General features: G+C 64.2%; 22 protein-coding genes and 4 tRNA genes. 13 read left to right on the top strand and 13 right to left on the bottom strand.

Annotated elements, in window-relative coordinates:
* The first annotated feature begins 78 nt into the window (after positions 1–78).
* Together MTX34_RS06495 and MTX34_RS06490 are read left to right on the top strand one after the other, a co-directional pair.
* Positions 79–663 carry a helix-turn-helix domain-containing protein gene (locus MTX34_RS06495; protein WP_243593814.1) on the top strand — a complete coding sequence of 195 codons (585 nt, stop codon included), beginning with the start codon at positions 79–81 and terminating at the stop codon, positions 661–663.
* A gap of 89 nt (positions 664–752) precedes the next feature.
* Positions 753–1,052, top strand: coding sequence for an ANTAR domain-containing protein (locus MTX34_RS06490; protein ID WP_243593815.1), 300 nt, complete (start codon positions 753–755; stop codon positions 1,050–1,052).
* Between the two features lie 12 nt (positions 1,053–1,064).
* Here MTX34_RS06490 and MTX34_RS06485 read toward each other — a convergent pair whose 3' ends face one another.
* The 6 genes from MTX34_RS06485 to MTX34_RS06460 all read right to left on the bottom strand — a co-directional run bounded on the left by MTX34_RS06485 (position 1,065) and on the right by MTX34_RS06460 (position 3,274).
* Complete coding sequence (locus tag MTX34_RS06485; RefSeq protein WP_243593816.1) at positions 1,065–1,367, bottom strand: hypothetical protein; 303 nt, start codon at positions 1,365–1,367, stop codon at positions 1,065–1,067.
* A gap of 85 nt (positions 1,368–1,452) precedes the next feature.
* Positions 1,453–2,022, bottom strand: a complete 570-nt coding sequence (locus MTX34_RS06480; RefSeq protein ID WP_243593817.1) for a DUF6584 family protein — start codon at positions 2,020–2,022, stop codon at positions 1,453–1,455.
* Between the two features lie 105 nt (positions 2,023–2,127).
* A tRNA-Phe gene (locus tag MTX34_RS06475) sits at positions 2,128–2,201 on the bottom strand.
* Positions 2,202–2,257: 56 nt separating this feature from the next.
* A tRNA-Asp gene (locus MTX34_RS06470) sits at positions 2,258–2,331 on the bottom strand.
* Positions 2,332–2,453: 122 nt separating this feature from the next.
* A tRNA-Glu gene (locus MTX34_RS06465) sits at positions 2,454–2,526 on the bottom strand.
* A gap of 79 nt (positions 2,527–2,605) precedes the next feature.
* Positions 2,606–3,274 (bottom strand): TetR/AcrR family transcriptional regulator, encoded by a 669-nt coding sequence (locus tag MTX34_RS06460; RefSeq protein ID WP_243608821.1) that lies wholly within the window; start codon positions 3,272–3,274, stop codon positions 2,606–2,608.
* A 655-nt stretch (positions 3,275–3,929) separates the two neighbouring features.
* Here MTX34_RS06460 and MTX34_RS06455 point away from each other — a divergent pair.
* The 6 genes from MTX34_RS06455 (at position 3,930) to phoU (ending at position 10,588) form a co-directional block, all read left to right on the top strand.
* Positions 3,930–5,183 carry a lipase family protein gene (locus MTX34_RS06455; protein ID WP_374230233.1) on the top strand — a complete coding sequence of 418 codons (1,254 nt, stop codon included), beginning with the start codon at positions 3,930–3,932 and terminating at the stop codon, positions 5,181–5,183.
* A gap of 67 nt (positions 5,184–5,250) precedes the next feature.
* A tRNA-Lys gene (locus MTX34_RS06450) sits at positions 5,251–5,326 on the top strand.
* A gap of 271 nt (positions 5,327–5,597) precedes the next feature.
* Positions 5,598–6,554, top strand: coding sequence for an acyl-ACP desaturase (locus MTX34_RS06445; RefSeq protein WP_032381649.1), 957 nt, complete (start codon positions 5,598–5,600; stop codon positions 6,552–6,554).
* Between the two features lie 94 nt (positions 6,555–6,648).
* Positions 6,649–7,788 (top strand): tRNA dihydrouridine synthase DusB, encoded by a 1,140-nt coding sequence (gene dusB, locus MTX34_RS06440; protein WP_243593820.1) that lies wholly within the window; start codon positions 6,649–6,651, stop codon positions 7,786–7,788.
* Between the two features lie 118 nt (positions 7,789–7,906).
* Positions 7,907–9,847 carry an LCP family protein gene (locus MTX34_RS06435; RefSeq protein ID WP_243608820.1) on the top strand — a complete coding sequence of 647 codons (1,941 nt, stop codon included), beginning with the start codon at positions 7,907–7,909 and terminating at the stop codon, positions 9,845–9,847.
* Between the two features lie 66 nt (positions 9,848–9,913).
* Positions 9,914–10,588 (top strand): phosphate signaling complex protein PhoU, encoded by a 675-nt coding sequence (gene phoU / locus MTX34_RS06430; protein WP_094639310.1) that lies wholly within the window; start codon positions 9,914–9,916, stop codon positions 10,586–10,588.
* A gap of 135 nt (positions 10,589–10,723) precedes the next feature.
* On the opposite strand, the gene pstB is transcribed toward phoU, so the two are convergent.
* The 6 genes from pstB to MTX34_RS06400 all read right to left on the bottom strand — a co-directional run bounded on the left by pstB (position 10,724) and on the right by MTX34_RS06400 (position 16,581).
* Positions 10,724–11,500, bottom strand: a complete 777-nt coding sequence (pstB, locus tag MTX34_RS06425) for a phosphate ABC transporter ATP-binding protein PstB (RefSeq protein ID WP_121870781.1) — start codon at positions 11,498–11,500, stop codon at positions 10,724–10,726.
* A 37-nt stretch (positions 11,501–11,537) separates the two neighbouring features.
* Positions 11,538–12,446 (bottom strand): phosphate ABC transporter permease PstA, encoded by a 909-nt coding sequence (gene pstA, locus MTX34_RS06420; protein ID WP_243608819.1) that lies wholly within the window; start codon positions 12,444–12,446, stop codon positions 11,538–11,540.
* 3 nt (positions 12,447–12,449) lie between these two features.
* A complete protein-coding gene (gene pstC / locus MTX34_RS06415; RefSeq protein WP_243608818.1) occupies positions 12,450–13,487 on the bottom strand; it encodes a phosphate ABC transporter permease subunit PstC in 1,038 nt (345 codons plus the stop codon).
* Positions 13,488–13,574: 87 nt separating this feature from the next.
* Positions 13,575–14,672, bottom strand: a complete 1,098-nt coding sequence (pstS, locus tag MTX34_RS06410; protein WP_243608817.1) for a phosphate ABC transporter substrate-binding protein PstS — start codon at positions 14,670–14,672, stop codon at positions 13,575–13,577.
* Between the two features lie 202 nt (positions 14,673–14,874).
* Positions 14,875–15,819 (bottom strand): mycothiol synthase, encoded by a 945-nt coding sequence (gene mshD / locus MTX34_RS06405; RefSeq protein ID WP_243608816.1) that lies wholly within the window; start codon positions 15,817–15,819, stop codon positions 14,875–14,877.
* Positions 15,820–16,581: a response regulator transcription factor gene (locus tag MTX34_RS06400; protein ID WP_243593826.1), complete on the bottom strand. Its 762-nt coding sequence runs from the start codon at positions 16,579–16,581 to the stop codon at positions 15,820–15,822.
* 130 nt (positions 16,582–16,711) lie between these two features.
* Here MTX34_RS06400 and MTX34_RS06395 point away from each other — a divergent pair, with 130 nt between their 5' ends.
* From MTX34_RS06395 to MTX34_RS06375, 5 genes are all read left to right on the top strand, one after another.
* The gene (locus tag MTX34_RS06395) at positions 16,712–17,491 is read left to right on the top strand and encodes an LmeA family phospholipid-binding protein (protein ID WP_243593827.1); all 780 of its coding nucleotides are present in this window, start codon (positions 16,712–16,714) and stop codon (positions 17,489–17,491) included.
* Positions 17,488–17,901 (top strand): thioredoxin family protein, encoded by a 414-nt coding sequence (locus MTX34_RS06390; RefSeq protein WP_243608815.1) that lies wholly within the window; start codon positions 17,488–17,490, stop codon positions 17,899–17,901. The genes MTX34_RS06395 and MTX34_RS06390 overlap by 4 nt, the downstream gene beginning before the upstream one ends.
* A 252-nt stretch (positions 17,902–18,153) precedes the next feature.
* Positions 18,154–18,627: a DUF4395 domain-containing protein gene (locus MTX34_RS06385; protein WP_243593829.1), complete on the top strand. Its 474-nt coding sequence runs from the start codon at positions 18,154–18,156 to the stop codon at positions 18,625–18,627.
* A 38-nt stretch (positions 18,628–18,665) separates the two neighbouring features.
* A complete protein-coding gene (locus MTX34_RS06380; protein WP_243593830.1) occupies positions 18,666–19,502 on the top strand; it encodes a sulfurtransferase in 837 nt (278 codons plus the stop codon).
* A 1-nt stretch (position 19,503) separates the two neighbouring features.
* The gene (locus MTX34_RS06375; RefSeq protein WP_243593831.1) at positions 19,504–19,809 is read left to right on the top strand and encodes a DUF1416 domain-containing protein; all 306 of its coding nucleotides are present in this window, start codon (positions 19,504–19,506) and stop codon (positions 19,807–19,809) included.
* Positions 19,810–19,888: 79 nt separating this feature from the next.
* Here MTX34_RS06375 and MTX34_RS06370 read toward each other — a convergent pair whose 3' ends face one another.
* Positions 19,889–21,361 carry a cutinase family protein gene (locus MTX34_RS06370; RefSeq protein WP_279392946.1) on the bottom strand — a complete coding sequence of 491 codons (1,473 nt, stop codon included), beginning with the start codon at positions 21,359–21,361 and terminating at the stop codon, positions 19,889–19,891.
* Positions 21,362–21,485 lie beyond the last annotated feature (124 nt).

The following is a 21,485-nucleotide window of genomic DNA, read 5'->3' as shown; positions in this document are numbered from 1 at the left end:
CGTCCTGCACGGGCCGTTTTCGGCCGAGTCACTATTTCCACACTTGACAAATCCGATTGCTGAAACTGCAATAGGGGTATGAAGGAATCGGTCACCAGCCTGGACGAAGTCATTGCGGGCCTCGGTCCCCGCCTCAAGCGCATCAGGATGGAGAAGAACACCACCTTGGCGTCGCTGTCCGAGACCACGGGAATTTCGATCAGCACGCTCTCGAGGCTCGAATCCGGTGACCGCAAGCCCAGCCTCGAACTTCTGTGGCCGATCGCGCGAGCCCACCAGATGGCCCTCGACGATCTGGTGACTGCGCCACCCGTCGCCGACCCGAGGGTGCGCACCACCGCCACGGTTCGTGAGAACGTCACCATCCTTCCGTTGACGCTGCGTCCCGGCGGCCTGCAGGCGTACAAGCTCGTGGTCCGCCCCGAGGACTCGGAGCCGCGTCCGCGCACGCACGAAGGCTACGAATGGTTCTACGTCCTCGACGGCACCCTGCGCCTGATTCTCGGCGAGCACGATCTGACGATGAAGGCCGGTGAGGCAGCCGAATTCGACACTCGTGTGCCGCACTGGTTCGGTGCCGTCGGCAACCGGCCTGTGGAGCTTCTGAGCTTGTTCGGACCGCAGGGTGAGCGAATGCACGTGCGGGCAAAACCGACGGTATGAAATGTCATGTCCGTGTGAGACAGTGAAGCCGCTCGACGCCAGGATCCGCTTCGGTCATCCGCACCGACCACACCATCTCGAGGAAAAAGATGACCGACAGACTGCCCGATTCGCCTGCATCTCGCACCGACGTCGACATCGCAACCGGAGTGCTGATCGGCATCCACGGTGGATCCGTCGCCGACGCCATCGAAGAGCTGTTCACGACCGCGAGAAATCACCGGGTCAGCCTGTTCGAGCTCTCGCGCACGCTCATCACCGTCGCAGAGGGCCGCGATATCGAGCGAACCTCGGCCACCGACGCGGTGTACGAGGTGTGGGGCTCGGCACTCGGCCGTCGTGGCGCAGAGGCGACCTTCGGCTTGGTCACCGACTCCGCAGCCCTCTGATCCCCGAGGTACCTACCCTCGCACGGACGGATCGGTCCGCAGCTCCGGGAAGCGGGCCGTCATTGCATCGATGTGTCGGTACATTTCGTACAGTTCGGTTCTGAGCGTCGACGCCTCGGACTCGAACGCTCGGGCACGAGCTTCGGCGCGTTCCGCGCGAGCTCGAAATGCCCTGGATTGCGCCCGCTCGATGGATGCCGAACACGTCTCGATGTGTTCGGCCAGTCCCCGTGCGAACACCCTCGCCTGTTCGAGATTGACGGCGTAGTTGTCGTCTCGCGGAGCGGGTGACGCTGCGCCGTTCGCTGTGCCCATGAATACCCGTCACCCTCGATCGTCGGCCAGAAATTCTTTCGCGACTCTACGCTCGGCGTCGAGCGGTTCTTCTCGGAACCGGGTGTCACCCGAACACGAGAGCCAGCACCACCGATGCCGAGGTGGCCGCTATGGCAATGACGATGGTCGCCGCGATCGCACGCTGACGCACCGTTCGGTAACTCGACCCCGTGCGGTCGTACTCGGAGTCGTCCTGATCGCCGTCCGAGCCGTAGAAGTCGTCCGAGTCCAGCCCGTCCTCGTCGAAGTAGACGACGTCTCGCGGTGGCACCCATCGCTGACCGTTGGCTTCGATCGAGGCTCCGAGCCGTTCGAGCCGAAGCCGAGCATGGGTGGGGTACCAGTCGGAGGGTGCGTGGATGGGCAGAGCCTGCGCCAGTGCCAACGGCGACCGGTACTGCCTCTCCAACGCCGCGAAGGCGGCAGACGCCGTCGGGTCGTCGTCGGAGATGTCGGTGAGGAACCAGGCCGCTCCGGCTGCGGCACGATCGCCGAGCACCAGGTGCGTGTACGCGAGCAGTTCGAGAATGCCGGGCGACGCCGGGTTTCGAGCCAGGGCGGAGACCAGGCGATCCCGGGCCGCGATGTTGTCTCCTCGCGCCAGATCCTCTTGCGCTCGCTCGATCACGTCCACGCGTCGACAATAACGCGTGAACACGAAAAAGCCCCTTCCGGAGATCCAGAAGGGGCTGTCGTCGTTCTTGTCGATCCCAGGTGCCTGTCGATCCAACACCGAGAGTGGCCAGGGCCGGGATCGAACCGGCGACCTTCCGCTTTTCAGGCGGACGCTCGTACCAACTGAGCTACCTGGCCGGGCGGCACCGGTGAAACAATGCCATCGCAATGTCGGTACTTTCGCACCGATGTTGCGACCCTGACGGGACTCGAACCCGCGACCTCCGCCGTGACAGGGCGGCGCGCTAACCAACTGCGCCACAGGGCCTTGCTGTTGTTGCCGCGCTATTTCTAGCGCAACAACTCTCCGAACTGCAAATCAACGCCTCGCCAGGAGCGAGATGGAGAATGCTTACTGCAGATCGGATTGTCAATCCGATCTTTCCTACGTACCCCCTACGGGATTCGAACCCGCGCTACCGCCTTGAAAGGGCGGCGTCCTAGGCCGCTAGACGAAGGGGGCCCGCCGAACTGCTTCGACGTTACCCTCAACGGCGTTCCGTTGGGAGCTGGGATAGCTTAGGACACTTTCGCTGTAAATCTCAAACCGGCAGGTCAGAGCTGGTTTTCGCGCAGTTTTCGCCGAAATGCTCCCACCCGTGCAGTTTGAATTCGGAGAGCCAACGCTCCGACGCCATCGCGAGGAGAACGACCTCGACGGACTCCTCGAACCGCTCACGCAGATCGGCGTTGTCTGCGACCAGATCCGACATGTAACGCTGACCGGCCATCGACGCAGCCAACACTCGGACGAACTTGGCTGCGTCGAACTCCGGCTTGAGATCGCCCATCGCCAGAGCGCGCTCTGCCTGCTTGTGCCCCTGAGCGCCCCAGACGCGACCGCCGCCCGAATGAACCTCCGCATAGAACTCCGGCTCGACTATGAGCCGGAATTCGGCGCGCACGATCACGTCGTTCTGGAAGTTCTGCGCTATGTCGTCCACGATGCCGCGAATGACGTAGAAGGGATGCGCCGTGGTGTCGGCCCACTTCTCCGTGATGGCGACGTACCGATCCAGCCCGGCCCCGAGCACCGCTCTGGCCAGATCTTCCTTCGACTGGAAATGGAAATACATCGCACCCTTGGTGGCATTGGAGCCCTCCAAGATGGTGTTGACGGATGCCGCTGCGTATCCACGCTTTGCGAACTCCGCCGCCGCCGCCTCTACGATGGCCGCCCGGGTCCGCCGTGCGCGCTCTTGTTGTGCCATTTACTCCGTGCCTCCGAGCCCAAGCGCCCTGCGTATCCACAGGTAGTACAGATAGAGAGTACTTCACCCGAACGACACTCGAGTCGACTCACCTGCGGTTCGCTTCGGCCACCGCAGCCGACAGAAAAATCGGTTAGCGAACAGAAACAAGCCGGATGGTACGATCTGCGCGGCTCGAGTGCGCTGCAGGGGGTGCGCACTCGAGCCGCTTCACCGCCGTGGCACCGCCCACCGACAACCACCTGCTCCTATCGGGCCTCCACTACGACAACCAGTGTCGGCACCGGATCCGAAGCCGAGAGCGCACGCATCGCCCGATCGGCACCTCGAGAACGGAACCGTCGACGCGTCGCCCCACGGTCTCGGGCACGTGCCTCGCTTTCAGTTGAAAGCCGAATTACATTTTCCGGTAACAAGTCTCGAGACAGATTGATTCGGCAAGCTCGTTAGCAAGTCAAATCTATTGCACAACAATGCCTTACAGTCGCACGTTTGAGGAGCACATCCAAATAGCATGTTGCATAAACGATGTCGAAACGATAAATAGATAACGTTTTCGATACTTTCGCCGCTTCACGCATCCCTCGCGATCACATCAGCTTAGTGTGAAACGAATCACACTTACGCCTCTGCTTATCGGAAACGAGTGCATGCCATGAGGGGATCGGTCCGAATATTTCGTTCCATGACAACACTTTTCGCGGTCTCGCTTCTGATGCTCCCGGCAACCGGCACGGCGATCGCAGACCCCATCGGCAACTTCGTGAACCCTGTTCCCGATCCTGCCCTCTACTTGCCCACCCCGCTCGGCGAGCCCTGGTTCGATCCGCCCGCCGGCTACGAACAGCAACCACCCGGGTCCGTCCTGGCAACTCGACACGTCACCGTCGGGCCGCTGTTCACCCCCGTCAGGTCGACGCAAATCCTGTTCCGCACCAACGATTCCAAGGATCGGCCGGTTGCGGGTGTCACCACGATCATCGTGCCCACGGCTCCATGGACGGGCCCCGGGAGCCGGCCGGTAGTGGCGTACAACATGGCCATCGATTCACTCGGAAACACCTGCGCTCCGTCGTGGACCCTCCCGCGCGGAATCGCACCGGAGATCGTTCCGGTGCAATCGTTCCTGGCGAAGAACTACGCCGTCGTCGTCACCGATCATCAGGGGCCGCGCCAGGGATATGCGTCCGGACCGATGGCGGGCCACGCCATCCTGGACTCCCTCCGCGCGATGGTGAAACTGCCCGAACTGGGCTTGCCTGCAGGGTCTCCGATCGCCGCGACGGGATACTCCGGAGGTGCCATCGCTACCGGATGGGCCGCGCAGCTGGCTCCCAGCTACGCCCCGGACGTGAATCTCGTCGGCGTGGCGTTCGGCGGTGCACCCACCGATTACCGCATTCTGCTGCATTCGCTCAACGGGACGGTCGGCTCCACACTGTTCCTGTCGGCCACACTCGGCGTCGCCCGAGAGTATCCCGAGATGTTCTCGTTGATGAACGCCAACGGCCTGCGCCTGGCCACCATCGCCAAGGACATGTGCATCTATCTCACCGCCCCTGGAGGCCTGGTGGCTCCCATTCCAGCACAGGCCCTTTCGGATATTCCGGACGTCGATCGGACGCCGATCGCCGAGCAGATCATCGCGTCGACACGCATGGGTGGAGACAAGACACCGACCGTCCCGGTTTTCATCTATCACGGACAGCAAGAGTTCTGGATACCCGCGGAAGGGGCCGAGAACCTGTACGACGAGTGGTGCGCCAACGGCGCGAGCGTCCGATTGGAGGAATACGTCGGCGAGCATTTCGTTGTCGCGGTGACCGGAATACCCGGTGCGTACGCCTGGATCGACGACCGTCTGGCCGGCATTCCGGCACCGAACGGCTGCAGCAGCTTCGGACGCTGACCCATCGGTAGCACTGTCGGGGGTACATGCCGTCGGCGCTGCGCGGCCCGTTACACTTTCGAGCCGCGCCCCTATAGCTCAGTTGGTAGAGCTACGGACTTTTAATCCGCAGGTCGTAGGTTCGAGTCCTACTGGGGGCACCACACACCGTCCGGGTAACAGTGGTCACACCTGTTCGGAACGTACACTCGGACGTAACGATCGGACGAGATCGAGCGACGTGAAAGAAGAACTGCAGCGGTCGTCGATTCGCGAGGGCCGGCCGGAAGATCGACGCTCCGGGGGCACTTCGCGTCGATCGACACCGAACACCACGACCGCCGGAACAGCAAGTGAACAGGCGCGACGAGGTTCACACCGAACCTACGGTGCCGTAAGCTGGACCGGTCGTACGCAATCTATGGAGGCGATCTAATGGCGAGGGATCTGACACAGCTCGAGCTTCTGCAAGAGCTGGTGCCCACTGCCGAGGACAATGTGAACCGGCACATTTCGATGGCGCGGGAGTGGCACCCTCACGATTACGTTCCGTGGGACGAAGGTCGGAACTTCGCCGCACTCGGCGGCAAGGACTACGACCCGGAGCAGTCCAAGCTCTCCGACGTCGCGCAGGCCGCGATGATCACCAACCTGCTCACCGAGGACAACCTGCCGTCCTACCACCGTGAGATCGCCGAGAACTTCTCCCAGGACGGTGCCTGGGGAACCTGGGTCGGCCGCTGGACCGCCGAGGAGAACCGTCACGGCATCGTCATGCGCGACTACCTCGTCGTCACCCGCGGCGTCGATCCCGTCGCCCTCGAAGAAGCCCGCATGATCCACATGACCAACGGGTTCGCCTCACCGGCAGGCTCGCAGACGGGTCTGCTGCACTCGGTCGCGTACGTGACCTTCCAGGAACTCGCCACCCGCGTCTCGCACCGCAACACCGGCAAGGTCTGCGACGATCCGATCGCCGACCGCATGCTCCAGCGCATCGCCGCCGACGAGAACCTGCACATGATCTTCTACCGCAACATCACCGGCGCGGCGATGGACATCGCTCCCGACCAGACCCTCGACGCGGTCTCGGACATCGTGACGAACTTCGTCATGCCAGGTGCCGGGATGCCGAACTTCCGCCGCAACGGTGTGCTGATGGCCAAGCACGGCATCTACGACCTGCGTCAGCATCTAGAGGACGTCGTCTGGCCGGTGCTGCGCAAGTGGAGCGTGTTCGAGCGCAACGACTTCACCGCCCGCGGTGAGAACAAGCGTGAAGAACTCGCCGCGTTCCTCGAAGACCTCGAGCGTCAGGCCACCAAGTTCGAGGAAATGCGAGATCGCTCCCTCGCCCGCGAACGCGCGAAGGCCGAAGCACGCGCGTCGTAGTCTTCGATCGACTGGTGTGCCCGGTACCGACTTCGGTGCCGGGCACGCTTCTTTCTCCTGACAGTTCTCCCTCCGTTCCAAAGGCTTGTTTTCCATGACATTGCAGATCGGCTCACTCGAGTTGCGCAGCCCCGTCGTCCTCGCACCGATGGCCGGCGTCACCAACGTGGCCTTCCGCACTCTGTGCCGGGAGCAGGAGCTGGAGCGGGCAGGCAGCACGTCGGGTCTGTACGTCTGCGAGATGGTCACCGCTCGCGCGCTCGTCGAACGGCAGCCGGCCACGATGCACATGACGACCTTCGGCCCCACCGAGACTCCGCGGTCGCTGCAGCTCTACACCGTCGATCCGGACACCACCTACGCCGCAGCGAAGATGATCGTCGACGACAACCTGGCCGATCACATCGACATGAACTTCGGCTGCCCGGTTCCGAAGGTCACCCGCAAAGGCGGCGGCGCAGCGCTGCCCTACAAACGAAACCTGTTCGGTCGCATCGTTGCTGCCGCAGTCAAGGCGACCGAGGGCACCGACATCCCCGTCACCGTCAAGTTCCGCGTCGGTATCGACGAGAACCACCACACTCATCTCGATGCAGGTCGAATCGCCGCCGACGAAGGCGCAGCCGCAGTGGCGCTGCACGCCAGAACCGCCTCGCAGCGTTACTCCGGCACAGCCGACTGGAACGAGATCGCTCGACTCAAGGAACATGTCTCCGGCATCCCGGTACTGGGCAACGGTGACATCTTCTCGGCGTCCGACGCGGTCCGCATGATGGCGGAGACCGGGTGCGACGGCGTCGTCGTCGGGCGTGGTTGCCTCGGTCGGCCCTGGCTGTTCGCAGAACTCAGTGCCCGCCTGAACGGCAGGCCCGAGCCCACTCCACCCACCCTCGGCGAGGTGGCCACCATCATCGCTCGACATGCCGAGCTGCTCGCTGAGCATCACGGTGAGAGCAAGGGTCTACGTGAGCTGCGCAAGCACGTGTCCTGGTACCTGCGCGGTTTTCCTGCGGGCTCGGACCTCCGCGTCTCGATGGCGTTGGTGTCCACGCTCGCCGAACTGGACGATCTTCTGGCACAACTCGATCCGACCGTTCCGTTTCCCAAGGACGCCGAGGGCCCCCGTGGTCGGCAGGGTTCACCGGGCGCTGTGTCGCTGCCCGACGGGTGGCTCGACGATCCGGAGGACGTCTGCGTCCCCGCCGGTGCCGAACTGATGCATTCCGGCGGCTGATTCGCAGCTGACCAGCAGCCCACCTCGCACGAGTGGACCATGCCGCTCGAGTCAGTACTATGGCTTGGATTGCCGAGTAGACGGCGCGTGCGTGTGATGGAAGGCCAGGTTCGAATTCGTGGGAGACGATCGAGAGTCGGGCCCGTCAGTGCCCGAGGGTCGCGCCCCATGGGAGCGCCCACTGTCCTCAATCGGACGAAACGGCGCAATCGGACGGTCCGGTCAGCGCCCACCCCGCTCCGAGCGACCTGCCACTCCCGACTCGGAGTCACCCCCGCAGCCCGGTGACAGCGGCAGGCTCGGCAAACGATCGCCGCGTAACGCAGATACCGTCTCCGTTGCGGAGTTGGTGGACAAGATGTCACGCTCGGGATCGACGCGAGAGGTGTCGGCCGACCGTCCCGATGTCGAAGAGCCGACCGAGGTCATCGCCCCGGTCACCGATTCCACGCCCTCGCCTACCCGGACGCCGCCAACGCCGCCGCCGCCACATGCGGCACCGGAACCGGTGGGCGCGCATACAGCCGATCGCCCCGCATTGACGCGATTGGCGATGAGCCGGGTACGTCGACGCCGTCGGGTGCGGGTGATCGGCCGCAGCATTGTCTCCCTCGTCGCGATCCTGGCGGTGGCCCTGACCGGAGTGGTGTGGGGATATCTCCGCAACACCGACCAGGGCTTTCTCCAGGTCGCTGCGCTCGATCCCGATTCGGCCGACGTCGTCGACGCCGCAGGCCAGTACGGAGACGAGACCTACCTGATCGTGGGTACCGATACCCGCACCGGGGCCAGCGGCGAGGTGGGTGCGGGCACCGTCGCCGACGCCGAAGGGGCCCGCTCGGACACGATCATGCTCGTCAACATTCCGGCCGATCGCAGTCGCGTCGTCGCCGTGTCGTTCCCGCGAGATCTCGATGTGACCCGCCCCGAGTGCGAGCAGTTCGACAACGACACCAATACCTACACCGGGGAGATGTTCCCGGAGGCATATGGCGACAAGCTCAATGCCACCTATGCCCTCGGTGGCCCGAAGTGCCTGGTCAAGACCATCCAGAAGATCTCGGGCCTGCGGATCGGGCATTTCGTCGGGATGGACTTCGCCGGGTTCGAGTCCATGGTCGACGAGGTCGGTGGTGTCGAGGTCTGCACCGCGCAACCCCTGTTCGACTACGAACTCGGAAATATCCTCCCCAACGTCGGAACGCAGCGGGTCGACGGCCGGACCGCACTGAACTACGTTCGGGCGCGCAACGTCGAATCCGAGGGCAACGGCGACTACGGCCGGATCAAGAGACAGCAACGTTTCCTGTCGTCACTGCTCAGGTCGGCTCTGTCGAACAACGTGTTGCTCGATCCGGGCAAGCTCAACGGGTTCGTCAATGCGTTCACCTCGGACACCTTCGTGGAGAACGTCAAGACTCAGGATCTGGTGACGCTCGGTCGCTCGCTGCAGAACGTGGACGCGGGGGCGGTCACGTTCCTGACCATCCCCACCACCGGAACCAACGATTACGGCAACGAGATCCCCAACGACGACGCGATCGGTGCGATCTTCCGGGCCATCATCGACGACGCTCCGTTGCCCGGCGAGGAGCGCGCGGAACCGGTCACTCCCGAAGAGCCCGCACCTGCCGCCGCTCCCGACGCCCCGCTGTTGGCCGTCGATCCGGGAACCGTCTCACTGCAGGTGTCCAATGCTTCCGACATCGCCGGCATGGCTCAGACGGCATCCGACGAACTCGCGGTCTACGGGTTCCAGATCCTGGCAGTCGGCAACTTCTCGGGCACCGCCGCGCAGACCGTGGTGCGCTATTCCCCCGATCAGGAAGCCGCTGCGGCGACGGTCGCATCGGCCATCCCCGGCGCTGCCATCGAGCTGGCACCGAGTTTGAACAATGTCGTCGAGGTCGTGCTCGGCTCGAACTATCCCGGATACACCCAGTACCCGACGGAGTTCGGTACCGAAATCGATCCCACTCAGGTGGAAGGCACCACCCAGAGTGCGCCCCTCCCGGAGGATCTCTCGTACACCAACGCCGCCGACGACACGTGCGCCTGACTTCATTCATGCTCCGTTAACCCTCGGGACAGAGAACTGGTCGGTGTGACCTACTAAACTTCGCTCATGCGCGTCGCCTACAACGAACAGATGAACGAGCTTGCCGATCTCCTCGGAGAAATGGCGAGCCTGGCTGGTGCGGCCATGGAAAAGGCCACTCAGTCCCTCCTTCAAGCAGACCTGGTGCTCGCCGAGCAGGTCATTTCCGAACACGACAGGATCACCGAGCTCAGCGCGGTGTGCGAGGAGAAGGCCTTCACGCTTCTCGCCCTGCAGGCTCCGGTCGCAGGCGATCTCCGTTCGGTGGTGGCCGGCATTCAGATCGTTGCCGACATCGACCGTATGGGCGCACTCGCACTGCACGTCGCCAAGATCACCCGCCGCAGGCACCCCAACCACGCCCTCCCCGAGGTCGTCAACGGGTACTTCGCCGAGATGGGTCGCCTCGCCGTTCAGATCGGTGCTTCGGCCCGCGAGGTCCTCGAGACCCGCGATCCCGAGCGCGCCGCGAAGCTGCAGGAGGAGGACGAGGCGATGGACGATCTGCACCGTCACCTCTTCACGGTGCTGATGGATCGCGAGTGGAGCCACGGCGTCGCTGCGGCAGTGGACGTGACCCTGCTGGGACGCTTCTACGAACGGTTCGCCGATCATGCCGTCGAGGTCGGGCGTCGAGTGATATTCCTGGTGACGGGTGAACTGCCCGTCGACCTGAGCCACAACAACATCCCCACCTCGTAGGACCACCCTCATCGAGGCCGAGTAGCGCTGCTGCAGCGCTACTCGGCTTTCGTATCGGAGCAACGAGCGCAGACACGAACGAGAGAACCCCCGCCGAGCTTTCGCTCTGCGGGGGTTCTCTCGTCGGTGTGCGGGTTATCCGAAGCGGCCGGAGATGTAGTCCTCGGTGGCCTTCTGCGTCGGGTTGGAGAAGATCTTCTCGGTGTCGTCGATCTCGATGAGCTTGCCGGGCTTGCCGGTCGCCTCGAGGTTGAAGAAGCCGGTCTGATCGCTGACCCGGGCGGCCTGCTGCATGTTGTGCGTGACGATCACGATCGTGAAGTCCTGCTTGAGTTCCTGGATCAGGTCCTCGATCGCGAGGGTCGAGATGGGGTCGAGGGCCGAGCACGGCTCGTCCATCAGCAGGACGTCGGGCGAGACGGCGATCGCGCGAGCGATGCACAGACGCTGCTGCTGTCCACCGGAGAGGCCGCCACCGGGCTTGTCGAGGCGATCCTTGACCTCGGTCCAGAGATTGGCACCCTTGAGCGAGCGCTCGGCGATCTCGTCGAGTTCCTTCTTGCCACGGCCGCCCTGCAGCTTCAGGCCTGCGACGACGTTGTCCCTGATCGACATCGTCGGGAACGGGTTGGGACGCTGGAAGACCATGCCGATGGTGCGACGCACACCCACCGGGTCGACGCCACCGCCGTAGATGTCCTCGCCGTCGAGCAGCACCGAACCTTCGACGCGGGCACCGGGGGTGACCTCGTGCATGCGGTTGAGCGAACGCAGCACGGTCGACTTACCGCAGCCGGACGGTCCGATGAACGCGGTGACGCTGCGCGGCGGTACGGCCAGAGTGACGTCGGAGACGGCATGGAACTTGCCGTAGTAGATGTTGACGTCCTTGAGATCGAGACGCTTTGCCATGTTCTTCGTTCCTTAGAATTCGCTGGAGTCGGGTGGGTCAGAAGCTCTTGGGCGAGAAGAACTTCGAGACCAACTTCGCGCCGATGTTGAGTATTGCGACGATCAGGATCAGCGTCAGGGCTGCTCCCCACATGCGCTCAGCGGTGAGCACGCCGGTTCCTGCTTTCTGCAGGTCGACCATCATGAGCGGCAGAGACGTCTGCGGCCCCTCGAAGATGTTGAAGTTGATAGCGGTGGCGGATCCCACCAGGATCAGCACCGGTGCCGTCTCGCCCATCACGCGGGCCAGGGCGAGCATGATGCCGGTGACGATGCCGGACAGGGCGGTGGGGATGACGATCTTGGCGATCGTCTTCCACTTCGGCACACCGAGCGCGTAGGACGCCTCGCGCAGATCCTGAGGGACGATGCGCAGCATTTCCTCGGCCGAGCGCACGATCACGGGGATCATCAGGAGCACGAGGGCGAATGCGACGGCCAGGCCGGATCGCTGGAATCCGAAGGTGGCGATCCACAGCGCGTAGATGAACAGGGCCGCGACGATGGACGGCACACCGGTGAGGATGTCGACCATGAACGTGGTGACCTTGGCCAATTTGGTACCTACGCCGTACTCGACGAGGTAGATGGCGACGAAGACGCCGATCGGGATGGAGATGACGGCGCAGAACAGTCCTTGCAGGAGCGTTCCGACGATGGCGTGGTAGGCACCGCCACCTGCGATGAACTGGGTGATTCCGGCCTGCGAGTTCTGCCACCACGTGGGTGAGACCACCGCGGACAGTCCACGAGAGATCACCGTGTAGAGCACCCAGATCAGCGGGACGAGGGCCACCAGCACCGAGAGGCTGACGAGGATCGTCGCCGAGAGGTTGGATGCCTTGCGGCGAGCGCTGACGCCCTGGAACGTGGGTTCCTTGACGGGCTTGTCCATGGTTGCGGTCATGGGTCAGTCCTTCTTTCCGGCGATGGCGGCGCGAGCACCGGCGTTGACGACGAACGTCAGGATGAAGAGCACCAGACCTGCGGCGATGTACGCACCGGCTTGCAGCGGGTTGTTGAACTCACCTGCGGCCAGCGCGATCTTCGTGGCGAAGGTGGAACCGCCGTCGAACAACGTTCCGCCGAACGTCGACTGAGTGCTGCGAATGATGATGTAGAGCGCGATGGTCTCACCGAGTGCACGACCGAGACCGAGCATGGAGCCACTGACGTAACCGGACTTGCCGAACGGAATGACCGTGGTCCGCACGACCTCCCAGCGGGTGGCTCCGAGTGCGAGAGCGGCTTCGATCTGCCCCTTCGGGGTCTGCATGAACACTTCGCGAGTGACGGCGGCGATGATCGGCAGAATCATGACGGCGAGCACGATGCCACCGGTGAAGATGGTGCCGCCGCCGGCGATGGAGACCGACCCGGTACCGAAGAGCGGGAACCAACCCAGGTTGGTGTTCAGCCACTCGGCAAACGGGCTGATCACCGGGGCGAGAACGTACAGGCCCCAGAGTCCGAAGACGATCGACGGGACGGCGGCGAGCAGGTCGATGACGTAGCCGAGCGGGCCGGCGATTCGCTTGGGCGCGTAGTTCGTCAGGTAGATGGCGATGCCGAGTGCGACGGGCATCGCGAGGATCAGCGCGAACAGCGACACCGTGATGGTGACCAGGAACAGATCGAGAACACCGAACACCATGGCCGAGGTGTTGGACGTGTCCCAGGCACCGTTGTAGGTCAGGAAGTTGACCGTGTTGTTCGACAGTGAGGGGATCGCGCGCCAGACCAGGAAGATACCCACGGCGGCGATCAGGGCGATGATGAAGATACCCGAGCCCGTGGCGAGGCCGGAGAAGATCCTGTCACCGGGGCGGGTGACGGTCCCCGATTTTTTCTTCGTTGACAATTGTGGTTCTTCCGGTTTGTGCGCGGCACCCGCGGCGGGAGTGGTGGCCGCGGAGGGAACGCCGGTCATCGAGTGGGTGTCGCTCATACCGCTCACTGTCTCGTGTGGAGGTCGAGGACGGTCTTGCTTCGGCTCGCCTTTTCGCGAGCCGAAGCAAGATTACGTCTCATTGAATCAGGCGATTGCTTCGATGGCGGTGATCAGGCGCTCCTTGAAGCGGTCCGGCAGCGGCACGTAGCCGGCTTCTTCGAGGCCCTGCTGGCCCTCGTTCGCGGCGCTGAGCAGGAACGACTTGACTGCTGCCGAGGTGTCGGCGTCGTAGCCCGCCGAGCAGACGATCTCGTAGGTGGCGAGCACCAACGGGTAGGTGTCGGCCTCGTTGCTGGCGTACAACGTGTCGAGGTCGAGTACCAGGTCGTTGCCTTCACCGGAGAAGGTCACGGCGTCGATGGCGGCGGCGGCGGTCTCGGTGCTCAGCTCGACCGGTCCGTTGCCGAAGTCGATGTTCGCGGCGCTGAGGCCTTCCTGCTCGACGAAGCCGAACTCGACGTACGTGATCGAGCCGGGAGTCCCGGACACTGCCTGAGCGACGCCCGAGGAGCCGTTGGCACCTTCGCCGACGCCGCCGGCCCAGTCGGAGCTGTGATCGAGGGTCCACGCCTCGGGAGCAGCGTCGGACAGGAAGCGCTGGAAGTTGTCGCTGGTGCCCGAGGAATCGGAGCGGTAGACCGGGGTGACCGGGGTGGCCGGCAGGTCGACGCCTTCGTTGAGGGCGGCGATCGCGGGATCGTTCCAGGTCGTGATCTGGCCGGTGAACATCCGTGCGGTGACATCGGGCGTGAGCACCAGGCTGTCGACACCGTCGAGGTTGTAGGCCACTGCGACCGGCCCGAAGACCAGCGGCAGGTTCCATGCCGGGTTGCTGTCGCAGCGGGTGGCCGCGTCGGCTGCCTGCTCGTCCTTGATCGCGGAGTCGGAGCCGGCGAAGTCGACCAGACCGGCGACGAACTGCGTACGACCGTTGCCCGAGCCGCTGGTGGTGTACTCGACGGACTTGCCGGAGCAGACGCTCGAGTAGACCGAGGTGAAGTTGGACATCGCGTTCTGCTGAGCAGAAGATCCTTCACCCGTGAGCGGAGACTTGCCCTCGCACGAGGCGGAAGAATCGTCCGCGCCGACGGTCTCGACGTTCGCGTCGCTACCGCATGCGGTCAGCAACATGGCACTGATGGCCACTGCGCTCATGAGAGCACCGTTGCGCTTGAGGTTCACCTGTTTCCTCCGAGGAATCTTGGGCCGTGTCCACGGCTCGGACCTGATCGGCCGCGCTGTGGCTGTGTGGGTGCCGGCTCGACAAGAGAACCTCGCACCAGGCGACGTAGTTGCCGCCCATGGAGAAAGGTAGGGGCAGGTGGTAGACGTTTACCCCCGCGCGGGTGAACGGAAGATGAACACCCCAGCGGTTATGTCCGATTCAGACGTTGCGCGCGTACGCGGCGTCCACGTGGTACTTCTCGAAGCCCAGCTTGGTGTACGTGTGGACGGCAGCGGTGTTGTCGGCCTCGACGTAGAGCATGATCTGGCCCAGTTCGCGGTTGCGCAGGTAATGCAGGCCGGCCAGCGTGAGAACTCGACCGAGACCACGGCCCTGCGACTGCGGGTCGATGCCGACCACGTAGACCTCACCGATGGCCGGTTCCACGCCCTCGGCCGGCAGGAGTGGAGCCTGCGGAACGACCCGATCTTGGGCAGAATGCACCTTCGTCCAGTGGAACCCGAGCAGCCGGTCACTGCCCTCTTCGAAGGCCAGGAAGAGGCCCGCCGGATCGAACCACGATTCGTCGCGGCGCGAGGCGATGTCGCGATCGGTCCAGCCACCCTGCTCGGGGTGCCACGAAAATGCCGCGTTGTTCACCCGCAGCAGCTCGGCATCGTCCTGATGGCCCCGATAGGTCCGCAGCGTAATACCGTCCGGCACAACGACATCCGGCAGATCGGGGTGTGCGGCTGCCCGACGCATCTGCAGCAGCTCACGAACCACCGTCAACCCGAGCCGCGCCGCGACGGACTGCGCCGCGGGCAGGTTGCCGTGCGCCCACACCCGAGTTCCGGACGCGACATCGAGTGCACGAGAGACCAATTCGCTCCCGACTCCACGACCGCGAGAAGGAGGATCGACGACGGCCTCGGCCATTCCGTCGGCGATTCCGACGTAGCCGACGACACGATCGCCCTCGGTGGCGACGAGACGAACGACCTCGTCACCGTCGTCGACCGCCTTCACCGCCTGCTCTGACAAGGGCGCAGTGCCATCGACTTCGGTTGCGCGGGAAAGGATTCGATGAATCTCGTGGGATACGTGCGAAGACGGTGCGCCGCCGTCGATCGAATGGACGCCGTACGCAAAATCCGAACTCATCTACGAGAGAGTACTCTCTTGCTCGAACTCGAATTCCGCATCGTCGGAATCCCTGCCCGCAGGATCCGAGGCCGCCGGTCCACCCTTGGAGTTGCGCGCCGGTCGGACAGCCTTGTATCCCACGTTGCGCACCGTACCGATGAGGGACTCGTACTCGGTACCGAGCTTGGCGCGGAGGCGTCGAACATGGACGTCGACGGTACGCGTGCCGCCGAAGAAGTCGTAGCCCCACACTTCCTGCAGGAGCTGGGCGCGGGTGAACACCCGCCCCGCGTGCTGAGCCAGATACTTGAGCAGCTCGAATTCCTTGTACGTCAGGTCGAGTGGACGACCTCGCAGTCGCGCGGTGTAGGTGCCCTCGTCGATGACCAGTTCACCGAGCGTGATCTTGCCGGAGGTCTCGGGGCTGGCAACTCCGCCGCTACGGCCGACGAGCAACCGCAGTCGAGCGTCCAGTTCCGCCGGACCGGTGCCGGGCAGCAGGATGTCGTCCAGGCCCCAGTCGGAGTTGACCGCGACGAGGCCGCCTTCGGTGAGGACCGCGACGACGGGGATGGCCGATCCGGTACTTCCGAGCAGCCGACACAGGCCACGGGCCGCAGCCAGATCGGTACGGGCGTCGACGAGCGCGATGTCTGCCGAACCGGCTTCGAGAAGCGAGGACACCTCGGTGGGTACCGGACGTACGTGATGCGCCAGGAGAGCGAGGGACGGCAGAACGCCCTCCGGATCGGGATCGGAGGTCAGTAGTAGGAGCTCCACTGCGTCTCCGTTCTTGCTGCTTGCCGGTCCAGCCCAGACTGGACTCGAGTGATCGTCAAGGACACAGACTAGCTTGTCCGTACAACCGGCCGAAGGGGGCAGTGCGCGATTCGTCGGTCACAATGGTCCGGTGCGCACACTTCTCATCGGACTCGCCAGCCTGCTGGCCCTCGCGCTCGTGGTGGATTTCGGCGCTGCGGCCTACTCGGAGTACCGAGTCTCTCGCGCGATCCGCGCCGGCGGTGAGCTCACCTCCGATCCTCAGGTGATCGTGCACGGCTTTCCGTTCCTCACCCAGGCGGCGGACGGCCGCTACCAGAACATCGAGATCCGAGCGCAGGACGTGCCCACCGAGTACGTCGGCTCGACGACCATCGAAGCCAATCTTCGCGGCGTACACATCGAGCTGTCCGACTTGATCGACAACAACGTGCGGGCGATCCCGGTGGACGAGCTCGACGGCCGCGTCCGCATCGAGGCGACGGACCTCGGCCGGTTCCTCGGCATCGTCGACCTGCAGGTTTCCGCGCCACCGGCCGACAAGTCCGACGGCACCGGCGGTTCCGGCGGGTCGGGCATGACCACCACCGGTGGCGTCGTGCTGACCGGAACGGTTCCGATCGGTCCGCTCGAGACGACGGTGAGCGTCAAGGCCGACCTCGTACTCGAGGGTGACAGCGTCGCCATCGTGGCGTCGGACTTGTACTTCGGCCCGGAGGGTCAGGCGGATTTTTCGATCCCCGATTTCGCCGAGCCCGCGGTCCTCGGAATGTTCACCAAGACCATCGAACGACAGAGTCTGCCCTTCGGACTCCAGCCGACCGACGTCTACGCAGAGGGCTCGCAGATCGTCGTCGAAGGGTCGGGCGACAACGTGACGATCGACCTCAACGAAATCGAAAAGCCGTGACAGGGATCACAGTTCTTGTCGTCGTGGCGATCCTTGCCGTTGCTACCGGCTTGATTCTGCGTCGTCGTTCCGGTGCCGTACGCACCATCGCGTCCACCGATTCCGACGACCTTCTCCCGCTGCTCGTCGATGCGGGCGTCACCTCGGGAACTCCGACGATTTTGCACTTCTCGGCGGACTGGTGTGGTCCGTGCGCTGCCGTGCGTCGTGTGGTGCATCAGGTTCTCGCCGACCGCACCGAAGCACGCGAAGTCGAACTCGACATCGACGCCCATCCGATTCTCGCCCGCGAACTGGGAGTGCTGTCGCTACCCACGACGTTCGTCCTCGACATCGAGTTGCGTCGGCGCTCCAGAATTGCGGGCGTGCCGTCTGCGGCGGACCTGCGGTCGGCGCTCGACGCGCTGTGACCGGACCTGCCGGGACCGGCGGTAGGACGCGCTGCTGGTAGAAGGTAGGATGCTCTTCGTGTTCTCCCGCCGCGAGCTGATGCTCACCAGTCGACGCACAGTTGATCTGTGCCGACTGGGCGGTTGTTGCTGTCGCTGCTGCTGATTTCCTTCTGCCGCCACGCCCGTGCGTGTTGTCCGGCCCGATGATCGAAATCCATGTCCGAGCACTGCCGATGCGGCGTGCCCGGCCTCGCACAGGAGTACCACTCGATGTCGACACCCGACACCAGAACCACCACCCCCACCACGATCGATCAGGTCGATGTTCGCGGTCCTCGCTTCGCAGCGTGGATCACCACCGCCGTTCTGGTCGTCGTTCTGCTCCTGACCACGTTCTCGGTCCCCGCGGCGGCAATCCTGCTCGGGCTACAGGCGATCGTGTTCGGAATCGGAGCCGTCCGCGGACCCAAGCACAGTCCGTACGGCACGATCTTTGCGACATTCGTCGCACCGCGCCTCTCCCCCACCAGTGAACGCGAACCGGTGGCACCGTTGAAGTTCGCTCAATTGGTGGGCTTCGTGTTCGCCGCCGTGGGAGTTCTCGGCTTCGCGCTCGGCGCTCCCGTCGTCGGCACCGTGGCGGCAGGCTTCGCACTGTTCGCGGCCTTCCTCAACGCCGCATTCGCGGTCTGCCTCGGTTGCATGATCTACCCCCTCGCTGCGCGGCTGCGCACCACTGCTTGACCCTCACCGATCCACAGAGAAAGACCGAAAGGAACACCATGGCTCGCTCCGACGTCCTGGTCTCGGCCGACTGGGCCGAGCAGAACCTGAACGCACCGAAGACCGTCTTCGTCGAGGTCGACGAAGACGCAAGCGCCTACGACGGCGGACACATCGACGGTGCGGTCAAGCTCGACTGGCGCAAGGACCTGCAGGACCCGGTTCGCCGCGACTTCCTCAACCAGGAACAGTTCTCGGACCTGTTGTCGGCCAAGGGCATCAGCAACGACGACACCATCGTCCTGTACGGCGGAAACAACAACTGGTTCGCCGCCTACGCGTACTGGTACTTCAAGCTGTACGGCCACCAGGACGTCAAGCTCATCGACGGCGGACGCAAGAAGTGGGAACTCGACGGCCGCGCGCTGTCGAAGGACGTCGTCAGCCGCGAGACCACCCAGTACCGCGCCGAGGCCCCCGACCTGTCGATCCGCGCGTTCCGCGACGAGGTCATCGACGCCATCGGAAACAAGAACCTGATCGACGTGCGTTCGCCCGACGAGTTCTCGGGCAAGATCCTCGCCCCGGCGCACCTGCCGCAGGAACAGGCGCAGCAGCGTGGCCACGTGCCGTCCGCGATCAACATCCCGTGGAGCACCACCGCCAACGAAGACGGCACCTTCAAGTCCGACGAAGCGCTCGAAGAGCTGTACAAGACCAAGGGCTACGACGACAGCAAGGCCACCATCGCCTACTGCCGCATCGGTGAGCGTTCGAGCCACACCTGGTTCGTGCTCAAGGAGCTCCTGGGCAAGGAAGACGTCAAGAACTACGACGGCAGCTGGGTCGAGTACGGCTCCCTCGTCGGAGCACCCATCGAGTTGGAGGTTCACTGATATGTGTGGAGCACCCGTACAGGGCCAGACCATCCCCGCAGGCGTCGACGTCGAGAAGGAAACGGTCATCACCGGCCGCGTCCTCGCAGGCGACGGCGAGCCCGTAGCAGGCGCATTCGTGCGTCTGCTCGACGGCAGCGGTGAGTTCACCGCAGAGGTCGTCGCGTCGGGCACCGGAGATTTCCGATTCTTCGCCGCACCCGGACAGTGGACGCTGCGTGCACTGTCGGCATCGGGCAACGGAGACACCGTCATCGCCCCCGAGAGCGCAGGCGTGCACTCCGCGAACGTCACCGTCGGAGTCTGATTCGGCCCGCTCGCATCGAACGAGAAAAGAACCCCGCACCTGCTCGCAGGTGCGGGGTTCTTTCGGTCCAGCGGAGGTTCTAGTTGGGAACGGACGCCGAGGCTGCCGGATCGGGCACCGTCGAGTACTGGGGCGGGAACATCCCTTCCGGTACCGGGATGCCCTGGGACTCGAGGAATGCACCGAGATCGCTGACCCTCGTCTGGGTTCCGGGTACCGGGAGCAGTCGGGCTTCGGGTGCGGCCTCGGGGGCTTCCGGGGTGACGACCTCGGGCGCGTTCTCCTTCTCCCGTTCGGTGCGGGCGAGATCGGTGACCCAGGCCACGACCTTCTCGCTCTCCCACTCGTAGCCGTCGTTCGGATCGTTGTACCAGTACGACAGATGCTGCAGGAATCCGATGAGCAGGTACGGCCCGAGCACGACGTCGACGATGCCCTTGTTGTTGTCCACCAGCCCTTCGCCCTCGGCACGCAGCTTCGCTTCCACGGTCTCGGCTCCCGGCCCCAGTGCCCAGTTGAGATCCGCCAGGAGCTGGTCCGGGGTGAGTGCGTCCGCCGCCTGCTGATCGGCGACCGTGTAGTCCACATCCGCCACCTTCACCAGAACCTGCAGAAGGGTCTCGTCGGATTCGAGCCAGGTCTTGTTCGTTGCGATGTCGACGATCGCGCGGGTGGCGATGGTCGTCACTGCACGCGCGAAGTCGGACACGGTCTGCACCGGGTCGAGCAGCGTCATCCGCATCTGCGAGATGATCTCCAGCGCCAGCTGCAGGAACTCGATGTCGGCCGGTGCGTCGCACGCCAGATCGTAGGGCCGGCACGACCACGTGACCTTGTCGGTCAGCGTTCCGTAGTCCCGGGGCGACTGGTCCATGAACCCGCCACGTGATTGCCCGGGCTCGTCCTCGAAGTTCGGCACGCCGGCCGGACGGTAGGGCGAGCCGATCATCATCACGCCTGCGATGTCGTCGCCGGTGACCAAGGCACCGGGGTCGCGTCGGCCGATCTCGACGGCCAACCGATCGAGTACCTCTCCGCCGACGCTGTAGCCGACGAGAACGAACTTCGTCCTGTCACCGCACTTCGTCTTGTACTCGTCCAGCAGACGATTGGTCGAGGCAATACCGTCGTCGATCGTCTGCTGGTAGGTCAACACGTCGTCCAGGAAACCGACGCCGTACGTCGATGCGTAGGGGACGTAGAGCCACCCGACCGTGCCGGGGCTGCCTGCGTTGACCTCACCGGTGGGAACCGTGACGTTCCCGACCCAGTTGGACGCGACGGTCTGCGACTCCTCGTTGAGGGGATTGCGATCCGCGTCCGAGTCGGTGGCCCCGGACACGGCCAGCATCAACACGTCCGGGCAGTCCTGCGCGTAGTTGTTCGGGTCGATGTTCGGGCCCTGCGAGGACCCGAAGTCGGACGATCCGGAGTCTGCCGATCCCGAGTCCGGAGCGGCGAGCGCAACGGCGGGAGCGGCAAGCGCCAACGCCACGGTCACCGCCGCCGACCTGAGAAACACGGATGTCAGAGCCCGTTTACGACGCAGCATTGGTGCGGAGACCTCCCCAGCCTTCGTGGCGAAACACAAGTGAACAACATCGGGAATTGATCCTGTACCACCCGACGCCCCTCGAAGAAGGTACCTGCTCGCCGGGAATTCTCCACCACTACGG

The organism is Rhodococcus sp. ARC_M5 (assembly GCF_022810405.1).
Taxonomy (GTDB): Bacteria; Actinomycetota; Actinomycetes; order Mycobacteriales; family Mycobacteriaceae; genus Rhodococcoides; species Rhodococcoides navarretei.
The sequence above is the reverse complement of the archived record's forward strand: the minus strand, read 5'-3'. Positions and strand labels throughout refer to the sequence as shown.

Bases quoted from the DNA above. Each gene is read 5' to 3' on its own strand.
- MTX34_RS06445 (WP_032381649.1), top strand. From the start codon at position 5,598: ATGGCGAGGGATCTGACACAGCTCGAGCTTCTGCAAGAGCTGGTGCCC.
- mshD (WP_243608816.1), bottom strand. From the start codon at position 15,819: ATGAGTTCGGATTTTGCGTACGGCGTCCATTCGATCGACGGCGGCGCA.
- MTX34_RS06485 (WP_243593816.1), bottom strand. From the start codon at position 1,367: ATGGGCACAGCGAACGGCGCAGCGTCACCCGCTCCGCGAGACGACAAC.
- MTX34_RS06380 (WP_243593830.1), top strand. From the start codon at position 18,666: ATGGCTCGCTCCGACGTCCTGGTCTCGGCCGACTGGGCCGAGCAGAAC.
- MTX34_RS06375 (WP_243593831.1), top strand. From the start codon at position 19,504: ATGTGTGGAGCACCCGTACAGGGCCAGACCATCCCCGCAGGCGTCGAC.
- MTX34_RS06455 (WP_374230233.1), top strand. From the start codon at position 3,930: ATGAGGGGATCGGTCCGAATATTTCGTTCCATGACAACACTTTTCGCG.
- MTX34_RS06460 (WP_243608821.1), bottom strand. From the start codon at position 3,274: ATGGCACAACAAGAGCGCGCACGGCGGACCCGGGCGGCCATCGTAGAG.
- pstC (WP_243608818.1), bottom strand. From the start codon at position 13,487: ATGAGCGACACCCACTCGATGACCGGCGTTCCCTCCGCGGCCACCACT.
- MTX34_RS06385 (WP_243593829.1), top strand. From the start codon at position 18,154: ATGTCGACACCCGACACCAGAACCACCACCCCCACCACGATCGATCAG.
- phoU (WP_094639310.1), top strand. From the start codon at position 9,914: ATGCGCGTCGCCTACAACGAACAGATGAACGAGCTTGCCGATCTCCTC.
- dusB (WP_243593820.1), top strand. From the start codon at position 6,649: ATGACATTGCAGATCGGCTCACTCGAGTTGCGCAGCCCCGTCGTCCTC.
- MTX34_RS06490 (WP_243593815.1), top strand. From the start codon at position 753: ATGACCGACAGACTGCCCGATTCGCCTGCATCTCGCACCGACGTCGAC.
- pstA (WP_243608819.1), bottom strand. From the start codon at position 12,446: ATGACCGCAACCATGGACAAGCCCGTCAAGGAACCCACGTTCCAGGGC.
- MTX34_RS06370 (WP_279392946.1), bottom strand. From the start codon at position 21,361: ATGCTGCGTCGTAAACGGGCTCTGACATCCGTGTTTCTCAGGTCGGCG.
- MTX34_RS06495 (WP_243593814.1), top strand. From the start codon at position 79: ATGAAGGAATCGGTCACCAGCCTGGACGAAGTCATTGCGGGCCTCGGT.
- pstB (WP_121870781.1), bottom strand. From the start codon at position 11,500: ATGGCAAAGCGTCTCGATCTCAAGGACGTCAACATCTACTACGGCAAG.